The 22,439-nt window shown below is 71.2% G+C and carries 24 protein-coding genes and 1 riboswitch; of the genes, 21 read left to right on the forward strand and 3 right to left on the reverse strand.

From position 1 onward, the window contains the following. Window positions 1-226: 226 nt before the first annotated feature. From infA to truA, 8 genes are all read left to right on the forward strand, one after another. Complete coding sequence (infA, locus tag Manayef4_RS15015) at window positions 227-448, forward strand: translation initiation factor IF-1 (protein ID WP_006541558.1); 222 nt, start codon at window positions 227-229, stop codon at window positions 446-448. A 79-nt stretch (window positions 449-527) separates the two neighbouring features. Continuing rightward, entirely contained in the window at window positions 528-641 is a 114-nt protein-coding gene (rpmJ, locus tag Manayef4_RS23115) for a 50S ribosomal protein L36 (protein WP_003956441.1), read from the forward strand. A gap of 200 nt (window positions 642-841) precedes the next feature. After that, on the forward strand, window positions 842-1,222 hold the full coding sequence (gene rpsM, locus Manayef4_RS15020) for a 30S ribosomal protein S13 (protein ID WP_011435060.1): 381 nt from the start codon (window positions 842-844) through the stop codon (window positions 1,220-1,222). Between the two features lie 78 nt (window positions 1,223-1,300). Continuing rightward, a complete protein-coding gene (gene rpsK / locus Manayef4_RS15025; protein ID WP_070131986.1) occupies window positions 1,301-1,705 on the forward strand; it encodes a 30S ribosomal protein S11 in 405 nt (134 codons plus the stop codon). Window positions 1,706-1,800: 95 nt separating this feature from the next. Continuing rightward, entirely contained in the window at window positions 1,801-2,430 is a 630-nt protein-coding gene (gene rpsD, locus Manayef4_RS15030) for a 30S ribosomal protein S4 (protein ID WP_011435062.1), read from the forward strand. 175 nt (window positions 2,431-2,605) lie between these two features. Then, window positions 2,606-3,655: a DNA-directed RNA polymerase subunit alpha gene (locus Manayef4_RS15035; RefSeq protein WP_070131987.1), complete on the forward strand. Its 1,050-nt coding sequence runs from the start codon at window positions 2,606-2,608 to the stop codon at window positions 3,653-3,655. Between the two features lie 132 nt (window positions 3,656-3,787). Then, window positions 3,788-4,408: a 50S ribosomal protein L17 gene (rplQ, locus tag Manayef4_RS15040; RefSeq protein ID WP_070131988.1), complete on the forward strand. Its 621-nt coding sequence runs from the start codon at window positions 3,788-3,790 to the stop codon at window positions 4,406-4,408. 208 nt (window positions 4,409-4,616) lie between these two features. Continuing rightward, a complete protein-coding gene (gene truA, locus Manayef4_RS15045) occupies window positions 4,617-5,447 on the forward strand; it encodes a tRNA pseudouridine(38-40) synthase TruA (RefSeq protein WP_035940875.1) in 831 nt (276 codons plus the stop codon). Window positions 5,448-5,505: 58 nt separating this feature from the next. Here the strand turns inward: truA and Manayef4_RS15050 are convergent, their stop codons facing one another. Further along, window positions 5,506-6,966: a hypothetical protein gene (locus tag Manayef4_RS15050; protein WP_254665667.1), complete on the reverse strand. Its 1,461-nt coding sequence runs from the start codon at window positions 6,964-6,966 to the stop codon at window positions 5,506-5,508. 294 nt (window positions 6,967-7,260) lie between these two features. On the opposite strand from Manayef4_RS15050, the gene rplM reads away from it, so the two are divergent. From rplM to glmS, 4 genes are all read left to right on the forward strand, one after another. Beyond that, entirely contained in the window at window positions 7,261-7,704 is a 444-nt protein-coding gene (rplM, locus tag Manayef4_RS15055; protein WP_011435067.1) for a 50S ribosomal protein L13, read from the forward strand. Between the two features lie 93 nt (window positions 7,705-7,797). After that, window positions 7,798-8,205 carry a 30S ribosomal protein S9 gene (gene rpsI, locus Manayef4_RS15060; protein WP_011435068.1) on the forward strand — a complete coding sequence of 136 codons (408 nt, stop codon included), beginning with the start codon at window positions 7,798-7,800 and terminating at the stop codon, window positions 8,203-8,205. A gap of 109 nt (window positions 8,206-8,314) precedes the next feature. Continuing rightward, window positions 8,315-9,682, forward strand: a complete 1,368-nt coding sequence (gene glmM / locus Manayef4_RS15065; protein ID WP_011435069.1) for a phosphoglucosamine mutase — start codon at window positions 8,315-8,317, stop codon at window positions 9,680-9,682. A gap of 137 nt (window positions 9,683-9,819) precedes the next feature. Continuing rightward, window positions 9,820-11,742: a glutamine--fructose-6-phosphate transaminase (isomerizing) gene (glmS, locus tag Manayef4_RS15070; RefSeq protein WP_070131989.1), complete on the forward strand. Its 1,923-nt coding sequence runs from the start codon at window positions 9,820-9,822 to the stop codon at window positions 11,740-11,742. A 214-nt stretch (window positions 11,743-11,956) separates the two neighbouring features. Here glmS and Manayef4_RS15075 read toward each other — a convergent pair whose 3' ends face one another. After that, on the reverse strand, window positions 11,957-12,517 hold the full coding sequence (locus Manayef4_RS15075) for an SWIM zinc finger family protein (protein ID WP_011435071.1): 561 nt from the start codon (window positions 12,515-12,517) through the stop codon (window positions 11,957-11,959). Window positions 12,518-12,659: 142 nt separating this feature from the next. On the opposite strand from Manayef4_RS15075, the gene Manayef4_RS15080 reads away from it, so the two are divergent. From Manayef4_RS15080 to alr, 4 genes are all read left to right on the forward strand, one after another. After that, the gene (locus Manayef4_RS15080; RefSeq protein ID WP_349257445.1) at window positions 12,660-13,571 is read left to right on the forward strand and encodes a PadR family transcriptional regulator; all 912 of its coding nucleotides are present in this window, start codon (window positions 12,660-12,662) and stop codon (window positions 13,569-13,571) included. Between the two features lie 178 nt (window positions 13,572-13,749). Beyond that, window positions 13,750-14,106 (forward strand): holo-ACP synthase, encoded by a 357-nt coding sequence (locus Manayef4_RS15085; RefSeq protein WP_070131991.1) that lies wholly within the window; start codon window positions 13,750-13,752, stop codon window positions 14,104-14,106. 81 nt (window positions 14,107-14,187) lie between these two features. After that, window positions 14,188-15,792, forward strand: a complete 1,605-nt coding sequence (locus tag Manayef4_RS15090) for an NAD(P)H-hydrate dehydratase (protein WP_011435074.1) — start codon at window positions 14,188-14,190, stop codon at window positions 15,790-15,792. Window positions 15,793-15,796: 4 nt separating this feature from the next. Further along, window positions 15,797-16,951: an alanine racemase gene (gene alr, locus Manayef4_RS15095; protein ID WP_011435075.1), complete on the forward strand. Its 1,155-nt coding sequence runs from the start codon at window positions 15,797-15,799 to the stop codon at window positions 16,949-16,951. A gap of 54 nt (window positions 16,952-17,005) precedes the next feature. On the opposite strand, the gene Manayef4_RS15100 is transcribed toward alr, so the two are convergent. Continuing rightward, on the reverse strand, window positions 17,006-17,329 hold the full coding sequence (locus Manayef4_RS15100) for a hypothetical protein (protein WP_011435076.1): 324 nt from the start codon (window positions 17,327-17,329) through the stop codon (window positions 17,006-17,008). A 278-nt stretch (window positions 17,330-17,607) separates the two neighbouring features. Then, window positions 17,608-17,694: riboswitch (ZMP/ZTP riboswitch) on the forward strand. 27 nt (window positions 17,695-17,721) lie between these two features. Between Manayef4_RS15100 and glyA the strand changes: the two genes are divergently transcribed. From glyA to rimI, 5 genes are all read left to right on the forward strand, one after another. Then, window positions 17,722-18,984: a serine hydroxymethyltransferase gene (gene glyA / locus Manayef4_RS15105; RefSeq protein ID WP_070132035.1), complete on the forward strand. Its 1,263-nt coding sequence runs from the start codon at window positions 17,722-17,724 to the stop codon at window positions 18,982-18,984. A 160-nt stretch (window positions 18,985-19,144) separates the two neighbouring features. Then, window positions 19,145-20,416 carry an alpha/beta hydrolase gene (locus Manayef4_RS15110; protein ID WP_011435078.1) on the forward strand — a complete coding sequence of 424 codons (1,272 nt, stop codon included), beginning with the start codon at window positions 19,145-19,147 and terminating at the stop codon, window positions 20,414-20,416. Further along, window positions 20,413-20,886, forward strand: coding sequence for a tRNA (adenosine(37)-N6)-threonylcarbamoyltransferase complex ATPase subunit type 1 TsaE (gene tsaE / locus Manayef4_RS15115; protein WP_011435079.1), 474 nt, complete (start codon window positions 20,413-20,415; stop codon window positions 20,884-20,886). The genes Manayef4_RS15110 and tsaE overlap by 4 nt, the downstream gene beginning before the upstream one ends. A gap of 103 nt (window positions 20,887-20,989) precedes the next feature. Continuing rightward, entirely contained in the window at window positions 20,990-21,763 is a 774-nt protein-coding gene (gene tsaB, locus Manayef4_RS15120; RefSeq protein ID WP_035729597.1) for a tRNA (adenosine(37)-N6)-threonylcarbamoyltransferase complex dimerization subunit type 1 TsaB, read from the forward strand. Window positions 21,764-21,819: 56 nt separating this feature from the next. Next, on the forward strand, window positions 21,820-22,347 hold the full coding sequence (gene rimI, locus Manayef4_RS15125) for a ribosomal protein S18-alanine N-acetyltransferase (RefSeq protein WP_023839783.1): 528 nt from the start codon (window positions 21,820-21,822) through the stop codon (window positions 22,345-22,347). Window positions 22,348-22,439: the final 92 nt, after the last annotated feature.

Below are 22,439 nucleotides of genomic sequence, written 5' to 3' on the forward strand. Positions count from 1 at the left end.
CGCAGCGTACACTCTTTAGCTGGCGGTCTTCTCACGCCGGTGTGCTCCACCGTGTCGATAGCAGTCCTGTCCATGGCAGTTGCGGTCGGTGGCAGTGTGGTTGGTGGGTTCGGGCTCCTCTCGGGGTAGTTCAAGCCTCTGACCTGGGCTTTTCCGGACATTTCGGGGGGCCGACCGGTCGCGGCCGAGCCGCCGTCCCATAGTCGACGTCAGGACAGCGGAGGACATGCCGAAGAAGGACGGGGCCATCGAGATCGAAGGCCGTGTGGTGGAGCCGCTCCCGAACGCGATGTTCCGGGTGGAGCTCCAGAACGGTCATCGTGTTCTCGCCCACATCAGCGGGAAGATGCGCCAGCACTACATCCGGATCCTGCCGGAGGACCGCGTCGTGGTCGAGCTCTCGCCCTACGACCTGTCCCGCGGCCGCATCGTCTACCGCTACAAGTAGTCGATCTTTTCTCACTCGCCCGTAGCTCCACTCAATCGCCACGCGCGGCCCGCGGCTGCGCAGGAGGTCCGCAACAGCCGTGAAGGTCAAGCCCAGCGTCAAGAAGATCTGCGACAAGTGCAAGGTGATCCGTCGCCACGGGCGAGTCATGGTCATCTGCGACAACCTTCGTCACAAGCAGCGTCAGGGCTGATGTCCTGACGGGTGCGCCTCGTCCCGGCGGGTGGCACAGCACGTGCCGCCCGCCGAGATGCGGCCCACCGCATCCAAGCGATGCCAGGCGTCCTCTTCGGGACGACCCACCCCCGGTCGGAGGCCGGGGCCCGCCCGGCCCGGCGCCGGCCGGGACGGCATCGCCCGAGACCTCCGGCCGCAGGAAGGAAACATCCGTTCATGGCACGCCTCTCCGGCGTCGACCTTCCCCGCGAGAAGCGGGTTGAGATCGCTCTGACCTACATCTTCGGAATCGGCCGCAGCCGCTCCCGAGACACCCTCGCCGCCACCGCGGTCAACCCGGACACGCGTGTTCGTGATCTGAGCGAGGAAGAGATCGTCAGGCTGCGCGACTGGATCGACGCGAACTACCGGGTCGAGGGTGACCTCAACCGGGAGATCAAGCAGGACATCCGCCGCAAGATGGAGATCGGGTGCTACCAGGGGCTCCGTCACCGGCGTAACCTGCCCGTCCACGGCCAGCGCACGCACACCAACGCGCGCACCCGCAAGGGCCCGCGCCGCGCCATCGCCGGCAAGAAGAAGGCTGGCAAGAAGTAGTCAGGGTCCCCGGCGGACCGTTCGGGTCTGCCGCCGACCACTGATCGACGACCTCGTACACGGAGACCACACGCGAATATGCCTCCCAAGACGCKCGCAGCCGGCGCCAAGAAGGTCCGGCGCAAGGAAAAGAAGAACGTCGCCCACGGACACGCTCACATCAAGAGCACGTTCAACAACACGATCGTCTCCATCACCGACCCGTCCGGGAACGTGATCTCCTGGGCTTCGGCGGGTCATGTCGGCTTCAAGGGCTCCCGCAAGTCCACGCCCTTCGCCGCCCAGATGGCGGCCGAGAACGCGGCCCGCAAGGCGCAGGAGCACGGGATGCGCAAGGTCGATGTCTTCGTGAAGGGCCCGGGTTCCGGCCGGGAGACCGCGATCCGTTCCCTGCAGGCCGCGGGGCTCGAGGTCGGTGCGATCCAGGACGTCACCCCGACCCCRCACAACGGTTGCCGCCCGCCCAAGCGGCGCAGGGTGTGACCATGCGGCGAGGCGGCCGTGGCCGGGGCTCCACGCCGGCCGGTGTCGTGGCGTCGTGTTCGAGTTCGCGCCAGGAAACGAGAGAGAAGGATTAGATGGCCCGTTACACCGGCGCGGACTGCAAGCGTTGCCGCCGCGAGAAGACCAAGCTGTTCCTCAAGGGCAGCAAGTGCGACACCCCGAAGTGCCCGATCGAGATCCGGCCCTACCCGCCGGGCGAGCACGGCCGTGGCCGCACCAAGGACTCCGAGTACCTGCTGCAGAAGCGCGAGAAGCAGAAGTGCGCCCGGATCTACGGCGTGCTGGAGAAGCAGTTCCGGGGCTACTACGACGAGGCGAATCGCCGGGCCGGCAAGACCGGTGACGAGCTGCTGAAGATCCTTGAGTCGCGGCTCGACAACGTCGTGTACCGGGGTGGCTTCGCACCCTCGCGGGACGCCGCCCGTCAGGCTGTCCGGCACGGCCACGTCCAGGTGAACGGCCGCAAGGTCGACATCCCCAGCTATCGGATCAGCGAGAACGACATCGTCGAGATCGCGCCGAAGGCCCGGGAGCTCACCCCGTTCATCGTGGCCCGGGAGACCGCGGGTCAGGGTCGGGCCGTTCCAGCCTGGCTGGAGGTGATCCCGAGCCAGCTGCGGATCCTGGTGCACTCGCTGCCGGCGCGRCAGGTGATCGATACCCAGGTGCAGGAACAGCTGATCGTCGAGCTTTACTCCAAGTAAAATCTACCGGCGTCGTCCCCGCAGCCAGGGGCGGAGCACACTGGAGTCCGGGCGGGCCTCCGCCCGGACACCACCCGTGGGTGGAATGGACCGATGTTCCGCCCACCGGCTCCCGTCAGGGGGCCCGCACCACACGGCGTCATATGGCGGTCGCCGTGGTCGGAAGGACGTTCTCATGCTGATCGCTCAGCGTCCCACCCTCATCGAAGACCCGATCTCCGAGTTCCGTTCACGCTTCGTGATCGAGCCGCTGGAGCCGGGCTTCGGCTACACCCTCGGTAACTCGTTGCGCCGGACCCTGCTGTCCTCCATCCCAGGTGCCTCGGTCACCAGCATCCGCATCGACGGCGTGCTGCACGAGTTCTCCACCGTGCCCGGCGTCAAGGAGGACGTGACCGACCTGATCCTGAACCTCAAGGAACTGGTCGTCAGCTCCGACAACGACGAGCCGACCGTGATGTACCTGCGCAAGCAGGGCCCCGGCGAGGTCACGGCGGCGGACATCGCCCCGCCGGCGGGCGTCGAGGTGCACAACCCCGAGTTGCGRCTCGCCACTCTGAACGACAAGGGCAAGCTTGAGATCGAGCTGACCGTCGAGCGGGGGCGCGGGTATGTCAGCGCGGCCCAGAACAAGCAGGCCGGCCAGGAGATCGGGCGGATCCCGATCGACTCGATCTACTCGCCGGTGCTGAAGGTGACCTACAAGGTCGAGGCGACCCGCGTCGAGCAGCGGACCGACTTCGACCGGCTCATCGTTGACGTCGAGACCAAGCCGTCGATCTCCCCGCGAGACGCGATGGCCAGCGCCGGCAAGACCCTGGTCGGCCTGTTCGGGCTGGCTCAGGAGCTCAACGCCGAGGCGGAGGGCGTCGACATCGGCCCGTCCGCCGCGGACGCGGCGCTGGYGGCCGACCTTGCGCTGCCCATCGAGGAGATGGACCTGACCGTCCGCTCCTACAACTGCCTCAAGCGCGAGGGCATCCACACGATCGGCGAGCTGGTCTCCCGTAGCGAGGCCGACCTGCTCGACATCCGTAACTTCGGGCAGAAGTCGATCGATGAGGTCAAGACGAAGCTGGGCGCGATGGGCCTGCAGCTCAAGGACTCCCCGCCCGGGTTCGACCCGCGCCAGGCGGTGGACACCTACGGCACCGACGCGTACAGCCCGTCGTTCTCCGACCCGTCCGACGACGGCGCGGAGTTCATCGAGACCGAGCAGTACTGATCTCCACGAGGGCCTCCGCTTCCGGCGGGGGCCCTCGGCGACCCTCCGGTGGCGAGAGCCGCGTCCTTCGGGCGGGCAGCCTGGCTAGGCCGGTGACCAGCAGGACAGTGAAAGGAACGAGGAGCACTCATCATGCCCACGCCAACCAAGGGCGCCCGGCTCGGCGRCAGCCCCGCACATGAGCGGCTGCTGCTGGCCAACCTCGCCACCGCGCTGTTCGAGCACGGCGGCATCACCACCACCGAGGCGAAGGCCAAGCGGCTGCGTCCGTACGCCGAGCGTTTGGTGACCTTCGCCAAGCGGGGGGACCTGCACGCCCGCCGGCGTGTCATGCGCCAGGTACGCGACAACTCGGTCGTGCACACCCTGTTCACCGAGATCGGTCCGCGCTACGCGAACCGGAACGGTGGCTACACCCGGATCGTCAAGATCGGCAACCGGAAGGGTGACAACGCCCCGCTGGCCCGGATCGAGCTGGTCGAGGCGCTGACCGTCGGCCAGCAGGCCGTCAGTGAGGCCGAGCGGGCGCGGGGCACCCGTTTCGAGGCTCGTCGCAAGCCCACCGGTGCCACCGTGGAGGCTGCGGAGGAGCTGGCCCAGGAGTCGCCAACCGCGGCTGCTGTGGCAGTCGAGGCCGCGGAGCCGGCGGAGACCCCCGCCGAAGGGGCCGCCGGCAAGCCGACGACCGCGCAGACGGACGACTCCGGCATCGGGGACGACTCCGGCGCCGGGGAGCAGAACTCCGCAAACTGAGATCCGGGCCGAAGGCCGAAATCTTTGGCCGAATCTCGCGTCCTGGAGTAGATCCGCGCAGGCCCGCCGCCCATCATGGGCGGCGGGCTTTCGTTTTAGTGCCGCCGCACCGCCGCGTCGTCGCTTGCACGGGGGAGAGGCAGATGTCCGATCCGGGAGTTTCCGCGGGACGTCGTCCCGCGGGTCGCGAGGCGGCTGCCCGCCGGTGATGATGATGACCGACGGGCTGGTTCGGCTGCGGCTGGACCTCTCTTATGACGGGACGCCGTTCGCGGGATGGGCCCGCCAGCCCGGCCAACGCACCGTGCAGGGCGATGTGGAGGACGCCCTCATGCGGGTGGCGCGGTTGCCGGCGGTACGGCTCACCGTCGCCGGACGGACCGATTCGGGTGTCCACGCCGTCGGTCAGGTAGCGCACGTTGATCTCCCGGACGACGTGCCGCTCGGCGGCCTCGCGCGGCGGCTGAACGGTGTCCTGGACCGGGCCGTGCGGATCATCGGGCTCGCCCCGGCACCGCCCGGCTTCGACGCCAGATTCTCCGCGCTCTCCCGCCGCTACGTCTATCGGATCACCGACGCTCCGTATGGAGCCGAACCCCTGCGGCGCTTCGACACCCTGGCCTGGCCTCGTCCGCTCGACGTGCCCGCGATGGCGGCGGCGGCGCTGTTCCTGGTCGGCGAGCATGACTTCGCCGCGTTCTGCCGGCGCCGGGAAGGCGCGACGACCGTCCGTACGCTGCTGCGCCTCGATGTGCTCCGCCGGCCTGAGGGGGTCGTCGTGGCCGACGTCGAGGCCGACGCCTTCTGCCACTCCATGGTCCGGGCGCTGGTCGGCGCCCTGCTCGCCGTCGGGGAGGGCCGCAAGCCGCCCCAATGGCCCGCGGCGGTGCTGCACCGAGGTGTCCGGGACCCCGCCGTCACCGTGGCGCCGGCACACGGCCTGACGCTGGTGGACGTGCGTTACCCGCCCGATCCTGAGCTGGCCGCCCGGGCCGAGGTCACCCGGGCCGTCCGGATTCCCCCCACGCCGTCCGGTTGAGGGGGCCCCGGTCGCCGGTGAGTCAGTGGTCGCCGGTGAGTCAGTGGTCGCCGGTGAGTCAGTGGCGCGGACCGTGGCCGAGTACTGCTCGGTCTCCGATGGGCTCGGTCGCGAGCGTGCTCAGATCGGTCTGGGCGTTCCGCAGCGCGGGATCGATCCCCGCACCCTGGGTGCCGTCGGTGTAGGCGACCTGCGTGTAGATGAGGTAGTGCCCGCGGGTGATCGCGCCCCGCCACGAGTTGTTCCCACCCGGGCCGGTGATCCGCGCGTTCGGAATCGAGTTGGCCGGGACGGGGAGGGGCACGATGCCACCGCGTCCCTGGTTGAGGATGTCCGCGGTGGCGRTGGCGGTGGCGAGCTTGTCGAGGACGAAGACGGTGACGCCGGCCAACACCTGGCGTTCGCCGTCCCTCGGGGTGCTGAGGAACAGCGTCCGCACCACCTGCCGGCAGCGCCGGTCCTTGAGCTGTGTGACCAGATCACCAGTGAGATCCGGGCAGCTGTTGTCCAGTTTGCGGGCGAGCCGTCGGTAGTTCCGTCCTTCGGCCTCGACCTGCTCGTCGGAGAAGAACTCGTTGGCGGTCACCGGATCGGAGTCGAGGGTCGCGCTGTCGAGGAAGCCTGCCGGGATCGGTGGGAGCGTCTGCCGGGTGGTGGGCGTCTTGTTCCCGTTGTCCCCGCTGCGCCCGTTGTCCCCGCTGCGCACCGCCACGACCGCGACCGCCGCGATGAGGACGAGGACGGCCCCGGCGACGCCGGCCAGCAGCCGCCGAGCGCTGCGGACCCCACGGTCCCCGGCCTGGTCCTGAGTGCTCCGCCCCCACCTCGGCGGGTACGCGCCACGGGCGCTCGATGCGGCGGTGGCGGACGGTGCCGACCCGTTGATCGGATCGCCGTCGACCGGATCGCCGTCGCCGAATCCGCTGTCAGCCGCGGGGGGTGGGTGGGATTCGCCGGTTTCACCGATGAGGGTGGGACCGCCGGTAACGGCATCCGTGTCGGGGAAGACACCCGGGCGTGGGGAGACACCCGGATAGGCCGGCGTGTCCGAGTCCCGTGGACGGGATGCCGGGCGCTCATAGCGGGTCGGACCGGACGGCGGCACGGATGCGGCGCCGGTCCCGGCTGGCCCCGTGCTCAAGCTCGTGGTGGTCGGGGACGGTGTTACGTCGGGCGGCGTGGTGTCGGGCGGCGTGATCCGCAGGGAGGTCGGCTTCGGCGAGAACGAGTACGTCCGGGACCCCCCGAACAGGGGATCGTCGGCCGGGGGAGTCCAGCCGTCGAGGTCGGGGTGCGCGCCACCCGGGCGGGGAATCGTCGCCGCTGTCGGGCMCGTGGTGCCTCCCCGGCAGGCCGGACCGCCGCCCTCCGACGCGCCCTTCGACGCGCCGGCCGACCGACGGCCCTCGGCAGGCGCGGGAGACGCCCGATCATGGCAGGCGCCTCCGGACAGCGGGGTCGGCCCCTCGTGCCCGGGGGCCCCGGGCCCCTCGCGCCCGTCAGATCGCCCGCTGCCCATCTCCGTCATCCTGGTGAGAATAGCCAGGTTGTCGGCGGGATTCAGCGCGGTCAGGTGTCCATGGTCGGTGGCCGGACCGACTGCATGTCCGTACTCCCGGTGCTCTCCCGTACTCCCGTACTCCCGATACTCCAGCCTTCCGTGCCCCCCCGGTGGACCGCTCCGATCGCCTGGTAACCTCAAAGACTGCTGCGCGTGACACGTCCCGTCTGCGCGCTCCACATTCTTGACGAGATCCGCGAGAGGCCCCTTGGGAGTCTCCTGGCGGGATCGTCCGAACGAGAAGGCAGACCTGTGCGCACGTACCAGCCCAAGCCCGCGGATGTCCAGCGTGTGTGGCACGTCATCGATGCCACCGACGTGGTGCTCGGTCGGCTGGCGACCCAGGCCGCCACGCTCCTGCGTGGAAAGCACAAGCCGTACTTCGCTCCGCATATCGACACCGGCGACTTCGTCGTCGTGATCAACGCGGGTAAGGTCGCCCTGAGCGGSAACAAGCGGGAGCAGGCCCAGTACCACCGGCACTCCGGCTTCCCGGGCGGTCTGCGCAGCACCTCCTACGGGGAGCTGCTCGACACCCGTCCGCAGATCATCGTCGAGAAGGCGATCAAGGGCATGCTGCCGAAGAACAAGCTCGGCCGAGCCCAGGGGACCAAGCTGAAGGTCTATGCGGGTCCGACTCACCCGCACCAGGCGCAGCAGCCCACCCCGTTCGAGATCATCCAGGTCGCGCAGTAGCCGCGGACCTCCTGAGCCGGTCGCCGGGCGGGCTCTTCCCGCCCGGCGGTATCGGCCCCGGGAACCACGCATCAACCGAGGAAGGAACGCGACGTGGCTGTCGTGACCGACGTACAGGGCAATCCCCGCGCCACCGGGCGGCGCAAGGAGGCGGTCGTCCGGGTGCGTCTGCTCCCGGGGACCGGGCAGTGGACGCTCAACGGGCGCACGCTTGAGCAGTATTTCCCGAACAAGGTGCACCAGCAGCTCGTCAACGAGCCGCTCAAGGCACTGGATCGGATGGAGTCGTACGACATCGTCGCCCGGCTGCACGGCGGCGGCGTCTCCGGGCAGGCCGGTGCGCTGCGGCTCGCCCTCGCCCGCGCGTTGACGCTGGCGGAGGAGGAGTCCCGGCCTACCCTGAAGAAGGCCGGCTTCCTGACCCGTGACGCTCGGGTCAAGGAGCGTAAGAAGTACGGGCTCAAGAAGGCCCGCAAGGCTCCGCAGTACAGCAAGCGCTGACCTTGGATCCCCTTCGCGGGCGTGCCCCCGGAGGCGTGCTCCCGGAGGGGATCGGTGCCACCGGTGCCCCCCTCGGTCTCCGCCACGATCTTCGACGAGGGAGACCTCAATGGTGAGGCTCTTTGGCACCGACGGCGTCCGAGGTGTCGCCAACATCGATCTGACCGCGGAGCAGGCGTTGTCGCTGGCTTCCGCGGCGGTCGAGGTCCTCGCTGGGCCGAACCGGACCAGCGGGCCCTCCGGCCGCGGTAAGCCGGTAGTGGTCGTCGGCCGGGACACGCGGCCCTCCGGGGAGTTCCTGGAGGCCGCGGTGGTCGCCGGGCTCGCGGCCTCCGGTGCCGACGTGGCCCGGATCGGGGTGGCACCCACGCCCGCGGTGGCTCACGCCGTCGCGGCCAGCGGCGCGATGTTCGGCGTCATGCTCTCCGCCAGCCATAACCCGATGCCGGACAACGGCATCAAGCTGTTCGCCGCCGGCGGCCTCAAACTGCCCGACGAGGTCGAGGATGCCATCGAGCGGCGGATGGCCCTACCTCCCAGCCGCCGTCCCGTCGGCGCCGACGTCGGTCGGGTCCGCGACGAACCGGTTCTCCTCGACCGGTATGCGGCGCATCTGCTGGCCACGCTGCCGGTGCCGCTCGACGGCCTGCGGGTCGTCGTCGACTGTGCCCAGGGCGCCGCCTCCACCTTGGCCCCTCGGGTGCTGCGGGCGGCCGGAGCCGACGTCGTCGCGCTGCACGCCGACGGCGACGGGATAGCGATCAACGACGGCAGCGGTGCCACCCATCTCGACAGCCTGCGTGCCGCGGTCGTGGCGCACGGCGCCGACGTCGGCATCGCCCATGACGGCGACGCGGACCGTTGCCTCGCCGTGGACGCGACCGGTGAGGTCGTCGACGGCGACCAGATCCTGGCGATGTGTGCTCTGGCGCTGGCCGAGCGGGGTGAGCTGGTCGACGACACGGTGGTGGTCACCGTGATGTCGAATCTGGGCTTTCACCACGCGATGCGGGAGGCCGGTATCACCGTCGTCACTACACCCGTCGGAGATCGGTACGTGCTGGAGACGATGCGCGCCGGAGGCTACGTGCTCGGCGGTGAGCAGAGCGGGCACGTGGTGTTCCTGGACCACGCGACGACCGGCGATGGGTTGTTGACGGCGTTGCGGATCCTGGGCCGGGTCGCCGAGACCGGACAACCGCTCGGCGAGCTCACCAAGGCGATGACCCGGCTGCCCCAGGTGTTGGTGAACGTGCGTGGCGTCGACCGGACACAGGTGGACACCAATGAGGAACTGCTGCGGGCCGTCGCCCTGGCCAAGGCGGAACTCGGTGACGAGGGTCGGGTGCTGCTGCGGTCGTCCGGCACCGAACCCCTCGTGCGGGTGATGGTCGAGGCGGGCACCGACGCCGCCGCGCGGGCGGTCGCACAGCGGCTCGCCGCCGTCGTGCGCACCGCGTTGCCGCCGGCGCGCTGACCGATCCCGCCGCTGACCGATCCCGCCGCTGACCGATCCCGCCGCTGACCGGTCCCGCCGCGGCCACAAGCGGACACCTTGCCCCGAGCCTCCCCCGGTACGCTCTCACCCCCGGGAACCTGCGTACGCTGAGCCGCATGTGCGGGATCATCGGTTACGTCGGCGACCAGGCGGCCCTGGATGTCGCGTTGAACGGTCTGCGGCGGTTGGAGTACCGCGGTTACGACTCGTCGGGTGTCGCCGTGGTCGGCGCCGGGGCACTGCGGACGGCGCGTCGTGCCGGCAAGCTGTCCAACCTCGAGAAGCTGCTCGCCGAGAATCCGGATTCCAGGCCGATGCCCGGCACCACAGGCATGGGGCATACCCGGTGGGCCACGCATGGTGGACCAACCGACGCGAATGCCCATCCGCACACCGACTGCACCGGCGCCATCGCCGTCATCCACAACGGGATCATCGAGAACTTCGCCGCGTTGCGGGTCGAGCTGGAGACGGTCGGCCACGAGCTCGCCAGTGGGACCGACACGGAGGTCGTCGCCCATCTCCTCGAAGTCGAGCTTGCCGGCACCGGCACCGGCACCGGCACCGGTGCTGGTGCTGGTGCTGGTGCCGACCGCGGGTACGACGGGGGCGCGCATCCGCTGACCGTCGCGCTGCGACGGGTCTGCCGGCGGCTGGAAGGCGCGTTCACCCTGGTCGTGCTGCACCGCGACTTCCCGGAGGTGGTTGTCGGGGCCCGGCGTAACAGCCCGCTGGTCGTGGGGCTCGGTCAGGGGGAGACCTTCCTCGCCAGCGACGTCTCGGCCTTCATCGCCCACACCCGGGAGGCGCTGGAGATCGGGCAGGATCAGGTGGTCGAGGCCCGCCGGGACGGTGCGACGGTGACCGACTTCGGCGGCCAGATCATCGAGGGTCGGCGCTACCACGTCGACTGGGATGCCAGCGCCGCCGAGAAGGGCGGCTACCCGTACTTCATGCTCAAGGAGATCAGCGAGCAGCCGACCGCCCTGGCAGACACGCTGCGCGGTCGGCTTTCCGCCGACGGTGCGATCGTGCTCGACGAGGAGCGGCTGTCTGGCCAGGATTTCCGGGACGTGGACAAGGTCTTCATCGTCGCCTGCGGCACCGCCTACCACGCCGGCCTCATCGCGAAGTACGCAATCGAGCACTGGACCAGGCTGCCCTGCGAGGTCGAGATGGCTTCGGAGTTTCGCTACCGCGACCCGGTGCTCGACCGGTCCACCCTCGTCATCGCGATCAGCCAGAGCGGCGAGACGCTGGACACGCTGATGGCGGTCAAACACGCGCGCGAGCAGAAGGCGCGGGTGCTGGCCATCTGCAACACCAACGGTTCTACGATCCCTCGGGAGTCCGATGCGGTGCTGTACACCCGCTGCGGCCCGGAGGTGGGGGTCGCGTCCACCAAGACCTTCCTCGGGCAGGTCGCCGCGTGCCTTCTCGTCGGCCTGTTCTTGGCCCAGGTGCGCGGCGTGCTCTACGGCGACGAGGTCGCCGCGTACGTCGAGCGGCTCCAGCGCATGCCCGAGCTGATCGAACGGACGCTGGGAACGGTCGAGCCGGTGCGGGAGCTCGCCCGCGCCCTGGCCGACGCGAAGGCGGTGCTATTCCTCGGTCGTCATGTGGGGTACCCGGTGGCCCYGGAAGGGGCCCTCAAGCTCAAGGAACTCGCCTACATGCACGCCGAGGGGTTCCCGGCGGGGGAGCTCAAGCACGGGCCGATCGCGCTCATCGAGCCCGGCCTGCCGGTGTTCGTCGTTGTGCCGTCCCCGCGGGGTCGTGCCAACCTGCACKGAAAGATCGTTTCCAACATCCAGGAGGTCCGGGCGCGTGGCGCCCGCACGATCGTGATCGCGGAAGAGAGCGACACCGCCGTCGAACCGTTCGCCGATCATCTCATCCGCGTGCCCGCGACCGCGTCGCTGTTCGCGCCCCTGGTCACGACGCTACCGCTGCAGGTCTTCGCGTGCGAGCTGGCGCTTGCGCGCGGCCTCGATGTCGATCAGCCGCGTAACCTGGCGAAGTCGGTGACAGTCGAGTAAGCCCTTCCCCACACGGCGCCTTCCCCACACGGCGCCTTCCCCACACGGCGCCTTCGGCGCAGTGTGGGGGCCCCTGGCATCGGGCGCCGTTCGGGGTTTCTGTCAGCTCGCCTTCGGCGAGCTTCCTGGGGTAGTCGACGGCGCCTTCGGCGCAGTGTGGGGCCCCTGGCATCGGGCTGCGGGGGCTCGGGCCTGCGGGTCAGGGGCCTGCCGGTCAGGTGGACGGCGTCGCTCCGTGCTGACGGCCGTGCCAGGCGACCGTCGCCTCCCACAGCGCATCGGCGACGGCGTCGTTGTCGTCGGCGGCGTCGAGCAGGGTCTCGACAAGTTCGGCGCGAGGGGCGCGGCTGAGGAAGACGCGCATCGCGGCGTGGACCGGGTCGTCGGTGAAGAGGGTCTCCTCGCCGAGGATCGTGCCGTCCTCCCCCTCGTCGTCCTCGGCGAGCCCCGCCGAGCCGGTGGCCACGAGGGCGACCGCGACCGCGTGCCGGCAGAACGAGCCGGTGGATCCCTCGGTGCAGGTACAGCCCGTCCGTGGCCCGTCGTCGGCCGCCTCCAGGCGGACCTCGTACGAACCGTCGTCGTCCACCGTGCCGGATGCGTTGGTGGGGCGGATACGGAGTTGTTCGACTCGACCGAGAAGAGCCAGATTCACCCCTTCCATGAAGACGTCGGTGCCGGCGTGCTGTGCGCAGGCGCGTTCCTCGAAGGCTGCCTCGAGCGGGGTGACGGCGTCTCCGCCGTGCCCGTTCTCCCCGGACCCCGAAATGATCACTGCTCAATCCTACGGAATTCGCGCGGTTCGGGGATGCCTAGMCGAGTAGGTCTTGTCATCGATTGCATCGCGATATATCGTGAGCCTACGTGATGGAGCGTGAGCGGATTGCTCCGGTCGCGCCGATTCGAAGGGAATGATCATGGTTTCACAGGTGATGCCGGGCCCATGGGGCCACTGGGGATGCGAGGCCGGGTTCGGSCCGTCCCGGCTGCGGGACTTCTTCGAGGCGATGAGCGCTTGGGGGCAGTGTGGTGGCCGGTCGGAGGCGGTGGCCGGCGAGCAGGACCACCCCGAGAGCGGTCGGGCCGGTCGCGTCGGCCGTGGCGGCCACGGTGGGCATCGTGAGCACGGTGGGCATCGTGAGCACGGTGGGCATCGTGAGCACGGTGGGCACGCGGGAGGCGGGCCGAGAGGCCGCCGGGGCGGACCGGGCTGGCCGTTCGGCGGCTTTCCCGGTCCGGGGTTCGGTCYGGGCTTCGGCGGCCCCGGCTTCGGTGGCCCCGGCAGCTTCGGCGGCCGTGGGCCGAAGGTGGGGCGGGGCGACGTCCGGGAGGCGCTGCTCGCGCTGCTGGCCGAGGAGCCCATGCACGGCTACCAGATGATCCGCGAGCTTGCGGAGCGCAGCGGTGGCATCTGGCGGCCGAGCCCGGGGTCGGTCTACCCGGTCCTGTCACTGCTGGCCGACGAGGGTCTCGTGCGCGCGGAGGAGGCGGAGGGCAAGCGAGTCTTCCATCTCACCGACGCCGGGCGGGCGCACGTCGAGGCACGCGCAGGGGAGCGCAAGCCGTGGGAGACTGCTGCGGCGGCGGTCGATGACGATCTCACCAGTTTGCGAACGCTGGCGTTCGCCGTCGGTGCGGCCATCGTCCAGGTGGCCCAGGCCGGAGACGAAGCGCAGATCGCCGCGGCGCGGTCCCTGCTCGCCGAGACCCGCCGTGGTCTCTACCGGATCCTCGCCGGGGACGACGTCGAGCCCCCGATGAGACCGGAGGGTGCCGCCACGGGCACCGGCGCGGACAAGGGCCGCACCGCTCCCGATGGCGACAGCTAAGGACGACGGCAACGGCGGATCGGCCCCAGGGCGGGCTGCGACGCACTGATCGACGAAGCGTTGATCAGCGGGGCGCGGGCGCCCTCGGCGAGATGGGCGTGAACCGGCTGGCGGGGACCTCACCGGCCACCCCGGTGCCGACGGCGGCGCAACACCGCGTTTGTGGGAACCTTTCCGGGTGGCGGTGGTGGGCGTCGGAGTGGACGTGGTGGATGTCGACCGGTTCGCCGCGACGCTGGCGCGCACGCCGGGCATCGCGATGAGGCTGTTCACCGCGACCGAACGCGGCCTCGCCCGGCCTGAGCGGTTGGCTGCCCGGTTTGCGGCGAAGGAGGCGGTCGCCAAGGTTCTCGGCGCACCCCCCGGTCTCGAGTGGCACGACACCGAGGTTGTTCTCGGTACCGGGGGGCGACCGTCGTTACGGATCATCGGCACGGTGGCCGCCGCGGCGGCCCGGCTCGGCATCGCGTCCTGGCACCTCTCGCTCACCCACGACGGCGGCGTGGCCGTGGYGATGGTCGTCGCCGAGACCTGAGCACGGTCGGGTCCGGTGGGTCCGGTGGGTCCGTGCCGGCCTGTCGGGCGCCCGCGGATCGGAGCGGGGCAGCATGTCGGCATGCGCAATGCCCATACGGTCGAACAGGTTCGAGGTGCCGAGGCGCCGCTGCTCGCCTCGCTGCCCCCCGGCGCTCTGATGCAGCGGGCGGTGCACGGGCTCGTCGCGCAYGCCGCACGACGCCTCGGGCGGGTCTACGGTGCCCGCGTCGTCGTGCTCGCCGGCGGTGGCGACAACGGTGGTGACGCCCTCTGGGCCGGAGCGCGGCTGGCCGCCCGAGGGGCGCGGATTGATGCGGTGGCACCCGGCCGCACCCACCCGGAAGGCACCGCAGCCCTGCTTGCGGCCGGTGGCCGACTGCACCATCCGGGTCCGGTGGTGGGCGCGGGCGGTCCGGCGGGTGCGGGGCAGCCGATCGACGATGAGCGGCTGCGTATCCTGTTCGCCGCCGCCGATCTGGTGCTGGACGGGTTGCTCGGCATCGGGGGCCGGGGCGGGCTGCGCGAGCCGTACGCCCGGCTCGCCGTTCTGGCACCCCCCGAACGGACGGTGGCGGTCGACGTCCCCAGCGGGGTGGACGCGGACACCGGGGCCGTCGCGGGGCCGGCGGTCCGGGCGAGCAGTACCGTCACCTTCGGTACCCGCAAACGCGGCCTGTGGCTCATGCCCGGTGCCGCCCACACCGGCCCCGTCGAGCTGGTCGACATCGGACTGGACCTGCCTGAACCCGACCTGTGCGCTCTCGACGACGCCGACGTCGCCGCGGCATTGCCCGTTCCCAGCCCGACGGCGTCCAAGTACAGTCGCGGGGTCCTCGGCCTCGTCGCCGGCAGCGACGCCTATCCGGGCGCCGCGGTGCTCGCGGTCGGCGGCGCGCTGCGTGGTGGCGCCGGGTACCTGCGGGTAGTGACCGCGGGGCACGCCGAGAAGGTCGCGGGCGAGGCCGTCGGCGCGGTCGTGAGCAGGGCCGGCGATTTCGTGCGGATGGCGCATCCCGAGGCCGTCGTGACCGTCATCGAGGCCGGTGACGCCGACACGATGCTGGCCGCCGGCCGGGTCCAGGCCTGGGCGATCGGCCCAGGCCTGGCGCCGGGACCCGCGGTCCGTACCCTGCTGACGGCGTTGCTGGCGACGGACCTTCCGGTCCTGGTCGACGCGGGGGGCCTCGACCCGCTTGCCGAGATCATCGCGGCGCGGCCCGCCGTCGCCGAGCGGGCGGCGCCGGTGCTGATCACACCGCATGAGGGCGAGTTCCAGCGGTTCGTCTCGGTCGCCCTTGGCCGGGACGCGCAGGCCACCGTCGCCGAACTCGCCGACGATCGGCTCGCTGTTCTCCGGCGGGCCGCGGCGGCGACGGGAGCGGTGATCCTGCTCAAGGGCGCCCGCACACTCGTCGTGCGGCCGGATGGATCGGCGCTGGTCAACACGACCGGATCGGCATGGCTGGGGACCGCCGGGACCGGTGACGTGCTGACCGGCCTGATCGGCTCGCTGCTCGCCGCCGGGCTCGCCCCCGCGACGGCCGGGGCGGTCGGCGCCTATCTGCACGGCCGGGCCGCCGAGCGGGCCCCGGCGCCGCTGGCAGCGAATGATCTGCCCGCCCTCCTGCCCCAGGTCATCGGYGACCTGCTTGACCGGCGACGGATGCCACGCGGAGTAGCGTGACGGCGTGACCGAACAGCGAGCCGGTTCTCCGGCCGGGAATGATCTTCGTTCCTGTGCCGTCATCGATCTCGACGCGGTCCGCACGTCGGTGACCGCCCTCGTCGCCCGGGCAGGCGACGCCGCCACCATGGCGGTCGTCAAGGCTGACGGCTACGGCCACGGCATGATCCCGTGCGCACGGGCGGCCCTGGAGGGCGGGGCCACCTGGCTCGGCACGGCGTTCCTTGAGGAGGCGCTCGCCCTGCGCGCGGCCGGGTTCACCGTCCCGGTGCTGTCCTGGCTCGCGGCGCCCGGTGAATCGTTCGCCGCCGCCATCGCCGCGGATGTCGACCTGTCCGCGTCCGCGGGCTGGGCGCTCGAGGAGGCCGCCGCCGCGGCCCGGCGGACCGGCCGTACCGCCCGGGTGCACCTCAAGGCGGACACGGGCCTCGGCCGGGCGGGAGCCACGGAGGCCGACTGGCCGGCGCTGTGCGACGCCGGGGCGGCACTCGAGGCCGAGGGCGTGATCGAGGTGATCGGTGTGTGGAGCCACTTCGCGTTCGCCGACGCCCCCGGGCATCCCACGGTGCAGGGTCAGATCGGGCGTTTCCGGGATGCGATCGACATCGCCACGAAGGCGGGGCTACACCCGTCCGTGCGGCATCTGGCGAACTCGGCGGCTACCCTGGTCAGCCCGGAGGCGCATTTCGACCTGGTTCGACCGGGAGTGTCCGTTTACGGACTGTCCCCGGGTCCGGAGATCGGGCCGCCGGCGGCCTTTGGCCTGCGCCCCGCGATGACGCTGACGACGCACGCCGCGTTGACCAAGCGGGTACCGGCGGGAACCGGCGTCTCCTACGCGCACCGGTACACGACAACACGCGAGACGACGCTCGCCGTGGTGCCGCTGGGCTACGCCGACGGCATCCCCAGGTCCGCGACGAACACCGCGGAGGTGCTGTTCGGCGGGCGGCGCCGACGCATCGCCGGCACGGTCTGCATGGATCAGTTCGTCCTCGACGTGGGTGACGACCAGGTGGCGGCCGGCGACGAGGTGCTGCTCTTCGGCCCCGGCGACCGCGGCGAACCGACCGCGGACGACTGGGCCGCGGCGCTGGGCACCATCAACTATGAGATCGTCAGCCGGGTCGGGGCTCGGGTCCCCCGCCGCTACGTCTGACGGCCCGCCGGGCGGCGCCGGACGAGTCGAAGATGCGGGATGCGGGATGCGGGCTCAGCCGCAGCCGCCGGGGCCGCAGGCACCGCCGGAACCGTGACCGCCGGTGGGCGACACGTGGCCGCCGAGCGAGCCGCGCTCCATCCGCCGACGCACGGGACGGGAGACGGCGGCCTCGCGCTCGGCCTCCTCGAGGCGGGAGCGGGTGGTCAGTGTCAGCATCACCGGCCCGGCCGGCACCGGAGCCGGAGCCGCGGCGCCGGGGCCCTCGGCCGGCTCGGTGTCGTCCGGCACCCCTAGTGCGGCGGCGCGCTCCGGGCCCGTCAGACGACGGCCTGCGCTCGCCGGGATGTCCTTGCTCCTGTGCCACCTCAGCCGCACGATCTCCGCCTCCGGTCCACACTCGCTGATCGATCTGATCCCACTGGATCCGTCCGCTCCCGGCTTCTCGATCCAGCCGATCCAGCCGATCCAGCCGGGGCGGCACTTCCACGGTAGTCGGCCCGCTCCCACCCGGTCCGGTGGACGTCGGTGCTGTGGCCTGCGCCCGGCTTGTCGTCTTCACGACATTTGTCGTCTTCGCGACGCCCGGTGCCGTCGCGACGCGTCGCACCGGCGTGGATCCGGTGCTGTGGGGCGGGGCTCATCCCCTAGACTCGGCCCGGAGTCGTGACTGGCGCATCGAGGTGGAACTGACCACCGGGGAGCGATCGAGCGGAACGGTGCCGCGCGCCTGGGCACCCCCGGCCGGATCAGACCTGCCGGAGGTCAAGGTGCATCAACCACCGATTCCCCACCTCGCCGTCGCCGATCCCGAACTCGCCGGTCTCGTCGAGGCCGAAGCCACGCGCCAGTTCTCGTCGATCAGGCTGATCGCGTCGGAGAACTACGTCTCTACCGCGGTGCTGGAGGCGTCCGGCTCCGTGCTGACCAACAAGTACTCCGAGGGCTACGTCGGTCGGCGTTACTACGAGGGCCAGCAGGTCATCGATCCGATCGAGACGCTTGYGGTCGACCGTGCCAAGGCGCTGTTCGGGGTCGAGCACGCCAACGTCCAGCCGTACTCGGGTTCCCCGGCGAACCTCGCCGTCTATCTGGCCTTCGCCGAGCCGGGGGACACCGTGATGGGCCTGTCGCTGCCGATGGGCGGCCATCTGACCCACGGCTGGAGCGTCTCCGCGACCGGCACGTGGTTCCGCAGTGTCCGGTACGGCGTGCGCGCCGACACCGGCCGCATCGACCTGGACGAGGTGCGCGACCTCGCTCTGGCCGAGCGTCCCAGGATTATTTTCTGCGGCGGTACGGCGATCCCTCGGACGATCGACTTCCCGGGGTTCGCCGCGATCGCGCGGGAGGTCGGGGCGGTGCTCGTCGCGGACATCGCGCACATTGCCGGGCTGATCGCGGGTGGGGCACACCCCTCGCCGGTGGGGCACGCCCCGGTGATCTCCACCACCACGCACAAGACGTTGCGCGGCCCGCGTGGGGCGATGCTCCTCTCCGACGCCGAGCACGCCACCGCGATCGACAAGGCGGTGTTCCCGGGCCTGCAGGGYGGGCCGCACAACCACACCACCGCGGCGATCGCCGTCGCACTGCGCGAGGCGGCGGCACCCGCGTTCCGCGACTACGCGCACGCGGTCGTGGCGAACGCCCGCGCGCTGGCCGAGGCCCTGGTGGAGCGGGGCTTCGACCTGGTCACCGGCGGTACCGACAACCATCTGATCCTGATCGACCTGACCAGCAGGGACATCGGTGGCAAGCCCGCGGCCCGGGCGCTCGACCAGGCCGGGATCGAGCTGAACTACAACGCGGTGCCCTTCGACCAGCGCAGGCCCTTCGACCCGTCCGGTATCCGGCTGGGAACCGCCGCCATCACCACCCGCGGTCTGGGGGTCGGTCACATGCCGGTGCTCGCCGGCTGGATCGACGATGTCGTCAAGGCCGCCGTGGTCGGCGACACCGCGACCATCACCCGGGTCCGGGAGCAGGTCACCGAGCTGACCGCAGCCTTCCCGATGCCGGGCTTCKCCTGAGCACGGGATCCGCGCACAGGACCGGTGATCTTCCCCGGCCGCGCATCCGACGTCCCCAGGTCCCGGCCGACGCCCCCCACGTCCCGGCCGGGGGGCCCGTCGGCCGGCGTGGCCGGGTGCATCATCGGTGCAGAAGAGGCACCGAGGAGAGGTGGCGCCGATGGCGAAGACCGTGGGTGCGATCGCGGGTTCCCGCACGGCTCGGGCCACGGGATCGCTCGGGGTGGTTGGTGCCGCCGCCGTCGCGGCGGGCCTGGTCGCCGAGCGGCGGATGATCCGCCGTCGGCGTGAGACGGCCGATCTCGCGTCCGACGCGCGGATGGGGCCGATCGGGGGCTGGGTCACCACCGTGATCGCGGGGGACGGTGTTCCGCTGTATATCGAGGAGACCGGCCCGTCGGACGCCCCGGTGACGCTGGTGTTCGTCCACGGGTTCTGCGTCACGGCCGATTCCTGGATCCTGCAGCAGCGGGCGCTGACAGACCTCGGCCGGATGGTCTTCTACGATCAGCGGGCGCATGGGCGTTCCGGGCCGTCCGAGGTCAAGAACTGCACTATCGACGCACTCGCCGACGACCTCTTCCGGGTGATCACCGAGCGGGTCCCCCGGGGGCCGATTATCCTGGTGGGCCATTCGATGGGCGGCATGACGGTGCTGGGCCTGGCCGACACCCACCCGGAACTGTTCGATGACCGCATCGTCGGGGTGGCCCTGCTCGCCACCAGCGCCGGTGAGCTGGCCCGGCTGACCTTCGGGCTGCCGGCGTCGGTGACCGGGGTGGTCCGCCGCGTTCTGCCGGGTTTCGCGGTTGGTATGCGGCACGCGCCGAGCCTGCTCGAACGTGCCCGGCGGCGGGGCAGCGACCTGTCGTGGGAGCTGACGCGGCGCATCGGGTTCGGATCGACCGAACTGCCGCCGTCGGTGGTCTCCTTCCTGGAGACCATGGTCGCGGACACCCCGATCCCGGTCATCGCGGCGTTCCTGCCCACCCTGCTCGACCACGATCGGCTCGCGGCGGCCGAGCGACTGGCGGAGATCCCGACCGTGCTCATCGTCGGGGACGTTGACCTGATGACCCCGCTCGCCCACAGCCGTACCCTGGCGGAGGCGTTGCCCCGGGCGGAGCTCATCGTCGAGGAGGGCGCCGGGCACGCCATCATGCTGGAACGCCCGGACGTGGTGAACGCCGCAATCCGGGAGATTGCGCGGCAGGCGACGGCGCCACGCGCCATGCCGCGCCCGCGGTCGGGGTCGGCACAGACAGGCCGGTCGGCGCCGGCACAGACAGGTCGGTCGGCGCCGGCACAGACAGGTCGGTCGGGACGGACCGGTCGGTCGGGGTCGGGACGGACCGGTCGGTCGGCGCGGTCCGAGACATTCTCCGTCTCCCCACGCGGGCCCCGGAGCGAGGCGACGACGGAAGGCGCATGAACACGGTCGAGGTGTCCACGGCGGAGCGCATGCGGGAGTTCGGGGCCTGGTTGGCTACCCTGCTGCGGCCCGGGGACCTGCTCGTGCTCTCCGGCCCGCTCGGCGCGGGCAAGACGGTTCTGGCCCAGGGGATCGCGGCCGGGCTGGGCGTGCGGGAAACGGTCACCTCGCCGACGTTCGTGCTTGCCCGGATCTACCCGGACGGGCGGATTCCCCTCGTGCACGTGGACGCCTACCGGCTCGGTGGRGTCGTCGAGGTCGACGATCTCGACCTCGACGCCGACGTCGACACCTCGGTCACCGTGGTCGAGTGGGGTGCCGGTCTCGCGGAACGTCTCACGCAGGATCATCTGGAGATCGTGATCTCCCGGCCACGTGCCGACGAGGTCGGGGAGACTCGGATAGTCCGCCTCGTCCCGTCCGGGGCCAGCTGGATCGAACGGCTGCGCGCACGTGCGCCGGTGAGTTGAGACTCCCCGCATCGACCCGCCGCGCGCGGCGTGACATCGGTGGCATCGTGGTGGTGGGGTGGGTGCCCGCCGTGGTCGGCGAGGCGATCCGTAGTCTGGACGAGTGCTGGTGATGGCTCTTGACACATCCACGGCAGCGTGCTCGGTTGCGCTCGCCGAGCTGACGTCGTCCGACCCCGCGCGGCCGGTGAGTGGGACGGGTGGTGAGCGCGCCGCGCCCGGGGTGCACGTGTGGCCGCGAGCGGTCATGGTCACCGTCGACGCCCGCCGCCACGGGGAGCTGCTGGCGCCGTCGATGCGCGCGGTGCTCGCCGAGGGGGGTGCCCGCCCTACYGATCTCGACGCCGTGGTCGTGGGCGCCGGTCCCGGGCCGTTCACCAGTTTGCGGGTCGGGATGGTGACCGCCGCCGCCTTCGCCGACGCACTAGGCGTGCCGGTGCACGGGGTGTGCTCGCTGGATGCCATCGGTGCCGCCACCGGCGGCTCCGTCGCCGTCGTGACGGATGCCCGTCGGCGCGAGGTCTTCTGGGCCTGTTACCGCGACGGGGTGCGGGTCGGCGATCCGGCCGTTGGCCGTCCGGCCGACGTCGTCCGGTTCCTGCGCGGCCTCGGTGTCGACCGCGTCGTCGGCCCGGGAACGGTGCTCTACCCGGAGATCTTCGCCGAACTCGCCGGTACCACGGCCGGTGCCACCGCCGGGGAGGTGCCCGCGCCCGGCGCAGGTCAGCCGGACGACGGCTATCCCCGGCCAGAGCTGCTCGTCGGTCTCGCCGGGGCCGACGTGCTGGCCGGGCGTGCTCCCCAGCCCCTCGTCCCGCTCTACCTGCGGCGGCCGGACGCGGCCGAACCGCACACACCGAAGCCGGTCACGGTTTGACGCAGCCGCGACCACACCCCGCCGGTCCGGATGGGCCGGATCTGCTCCTGGCTCCGATGCGCTGGTGGCACGTGGCGATGGTCGCCGAGCTGGAGCAGACGGTATTCGACATCGATCCGTGGACGGCCGAGCTGTTCTGGTCCGAACTCGCGCAGGGCGAGCAGCGGCGGTACCTGACGGCGCTGTGGCGTCCACAGGGCGTCCCGACGCACGACACGTCCGCGATCGTCGGTTATGCGGGGCTGGCGCTCGCCGAGGACGGCGCCTACATCCAGACGATCGGCGTCGTGCCCCGGATGCGCGGGCGGGGGGTGGGCGCCCGTCTGATGATCGCCTTGCTGCGCGACGCCCGGCGGGCCGGTGCCCGCAACTGTGGGCTGGAGGTCCGCACCGACAACCAGGCGGCCCGTGCTCTCTACAGCCGGCTTGGCTTTGTCGACATTGGGCTGCGCCGCGGTTACTACCAGCCTTCCGGTGGAGATGCCTACGTGATGCGGGTCCGGAAGATCGACACCGTTGGTTACGCGGAGCTGCTCGACCGCGTCGAGGCGACGTTGCTCATCACCTCTCGGGTCGAGCCCTGACACCCGCCTGACCCCACCGTCACCAGGCGGTACAGCCCGGCCAGCCGTCCTCTCCTCGTATCCCGCCGGCGTCCCGGCCTGTCTACGGCCGG

It is taken from the genome of Frankia sp. CgMI4 (genome assembly GCF_001756285.1).
Classification (GTDB): Bacteria; Actinomycetota; Actinomycetes; order Frankiales; family Frankiaceae; genus Frankia; species Frankia casuarinae.

What these genes read in the sequence shown, in the direction of transcription:
- rimI (WP_023839783.1), top strand. Translation starts at nt 21,820, where the DNA reads ATGCGCTGGTGGCACGTGGCGATGGTCGCCGAGCTGGAGCAGACGGTA.
- infA (WP_006541558.1), top strand. Translation starts at nt 227, where the DNA reads ATGCCGAAGAAGGACGGGGCCATCGAGATCGAAGGCCGTGTGGTGGAG.
- Manayef4_RS15110 (WP_011435078.1), top strand. Translation starts at nt 19,145, where the DNA reads ATGGCGAAGACCGTGGGTGCGATCGCGGGTTCCCGCACGGCTCGGGCC.
- rpsM (WP_011435060.1), top strand. Translation starts at nt 842, where the DNA reads ATGGCACGCCTCTCCGGCGTCGACCTTCCCCGCGAGAAGCGGGTTGAG.
- glmM (WP_011435069.1), top strand. Translation starts at nt 8,315, where the DNA reads ATGGTGAGGCTCTTTGGCACCGACGGCGTCCGAGGTGTCGCCAACATC.
- truA (WP_035940875.1), top strand. Translation starts at nt 4,617, where the DNA reads ATGATGATGACCGACGGGCTGGTTCGGCTGCGGCTGGACCTCTCTTAT.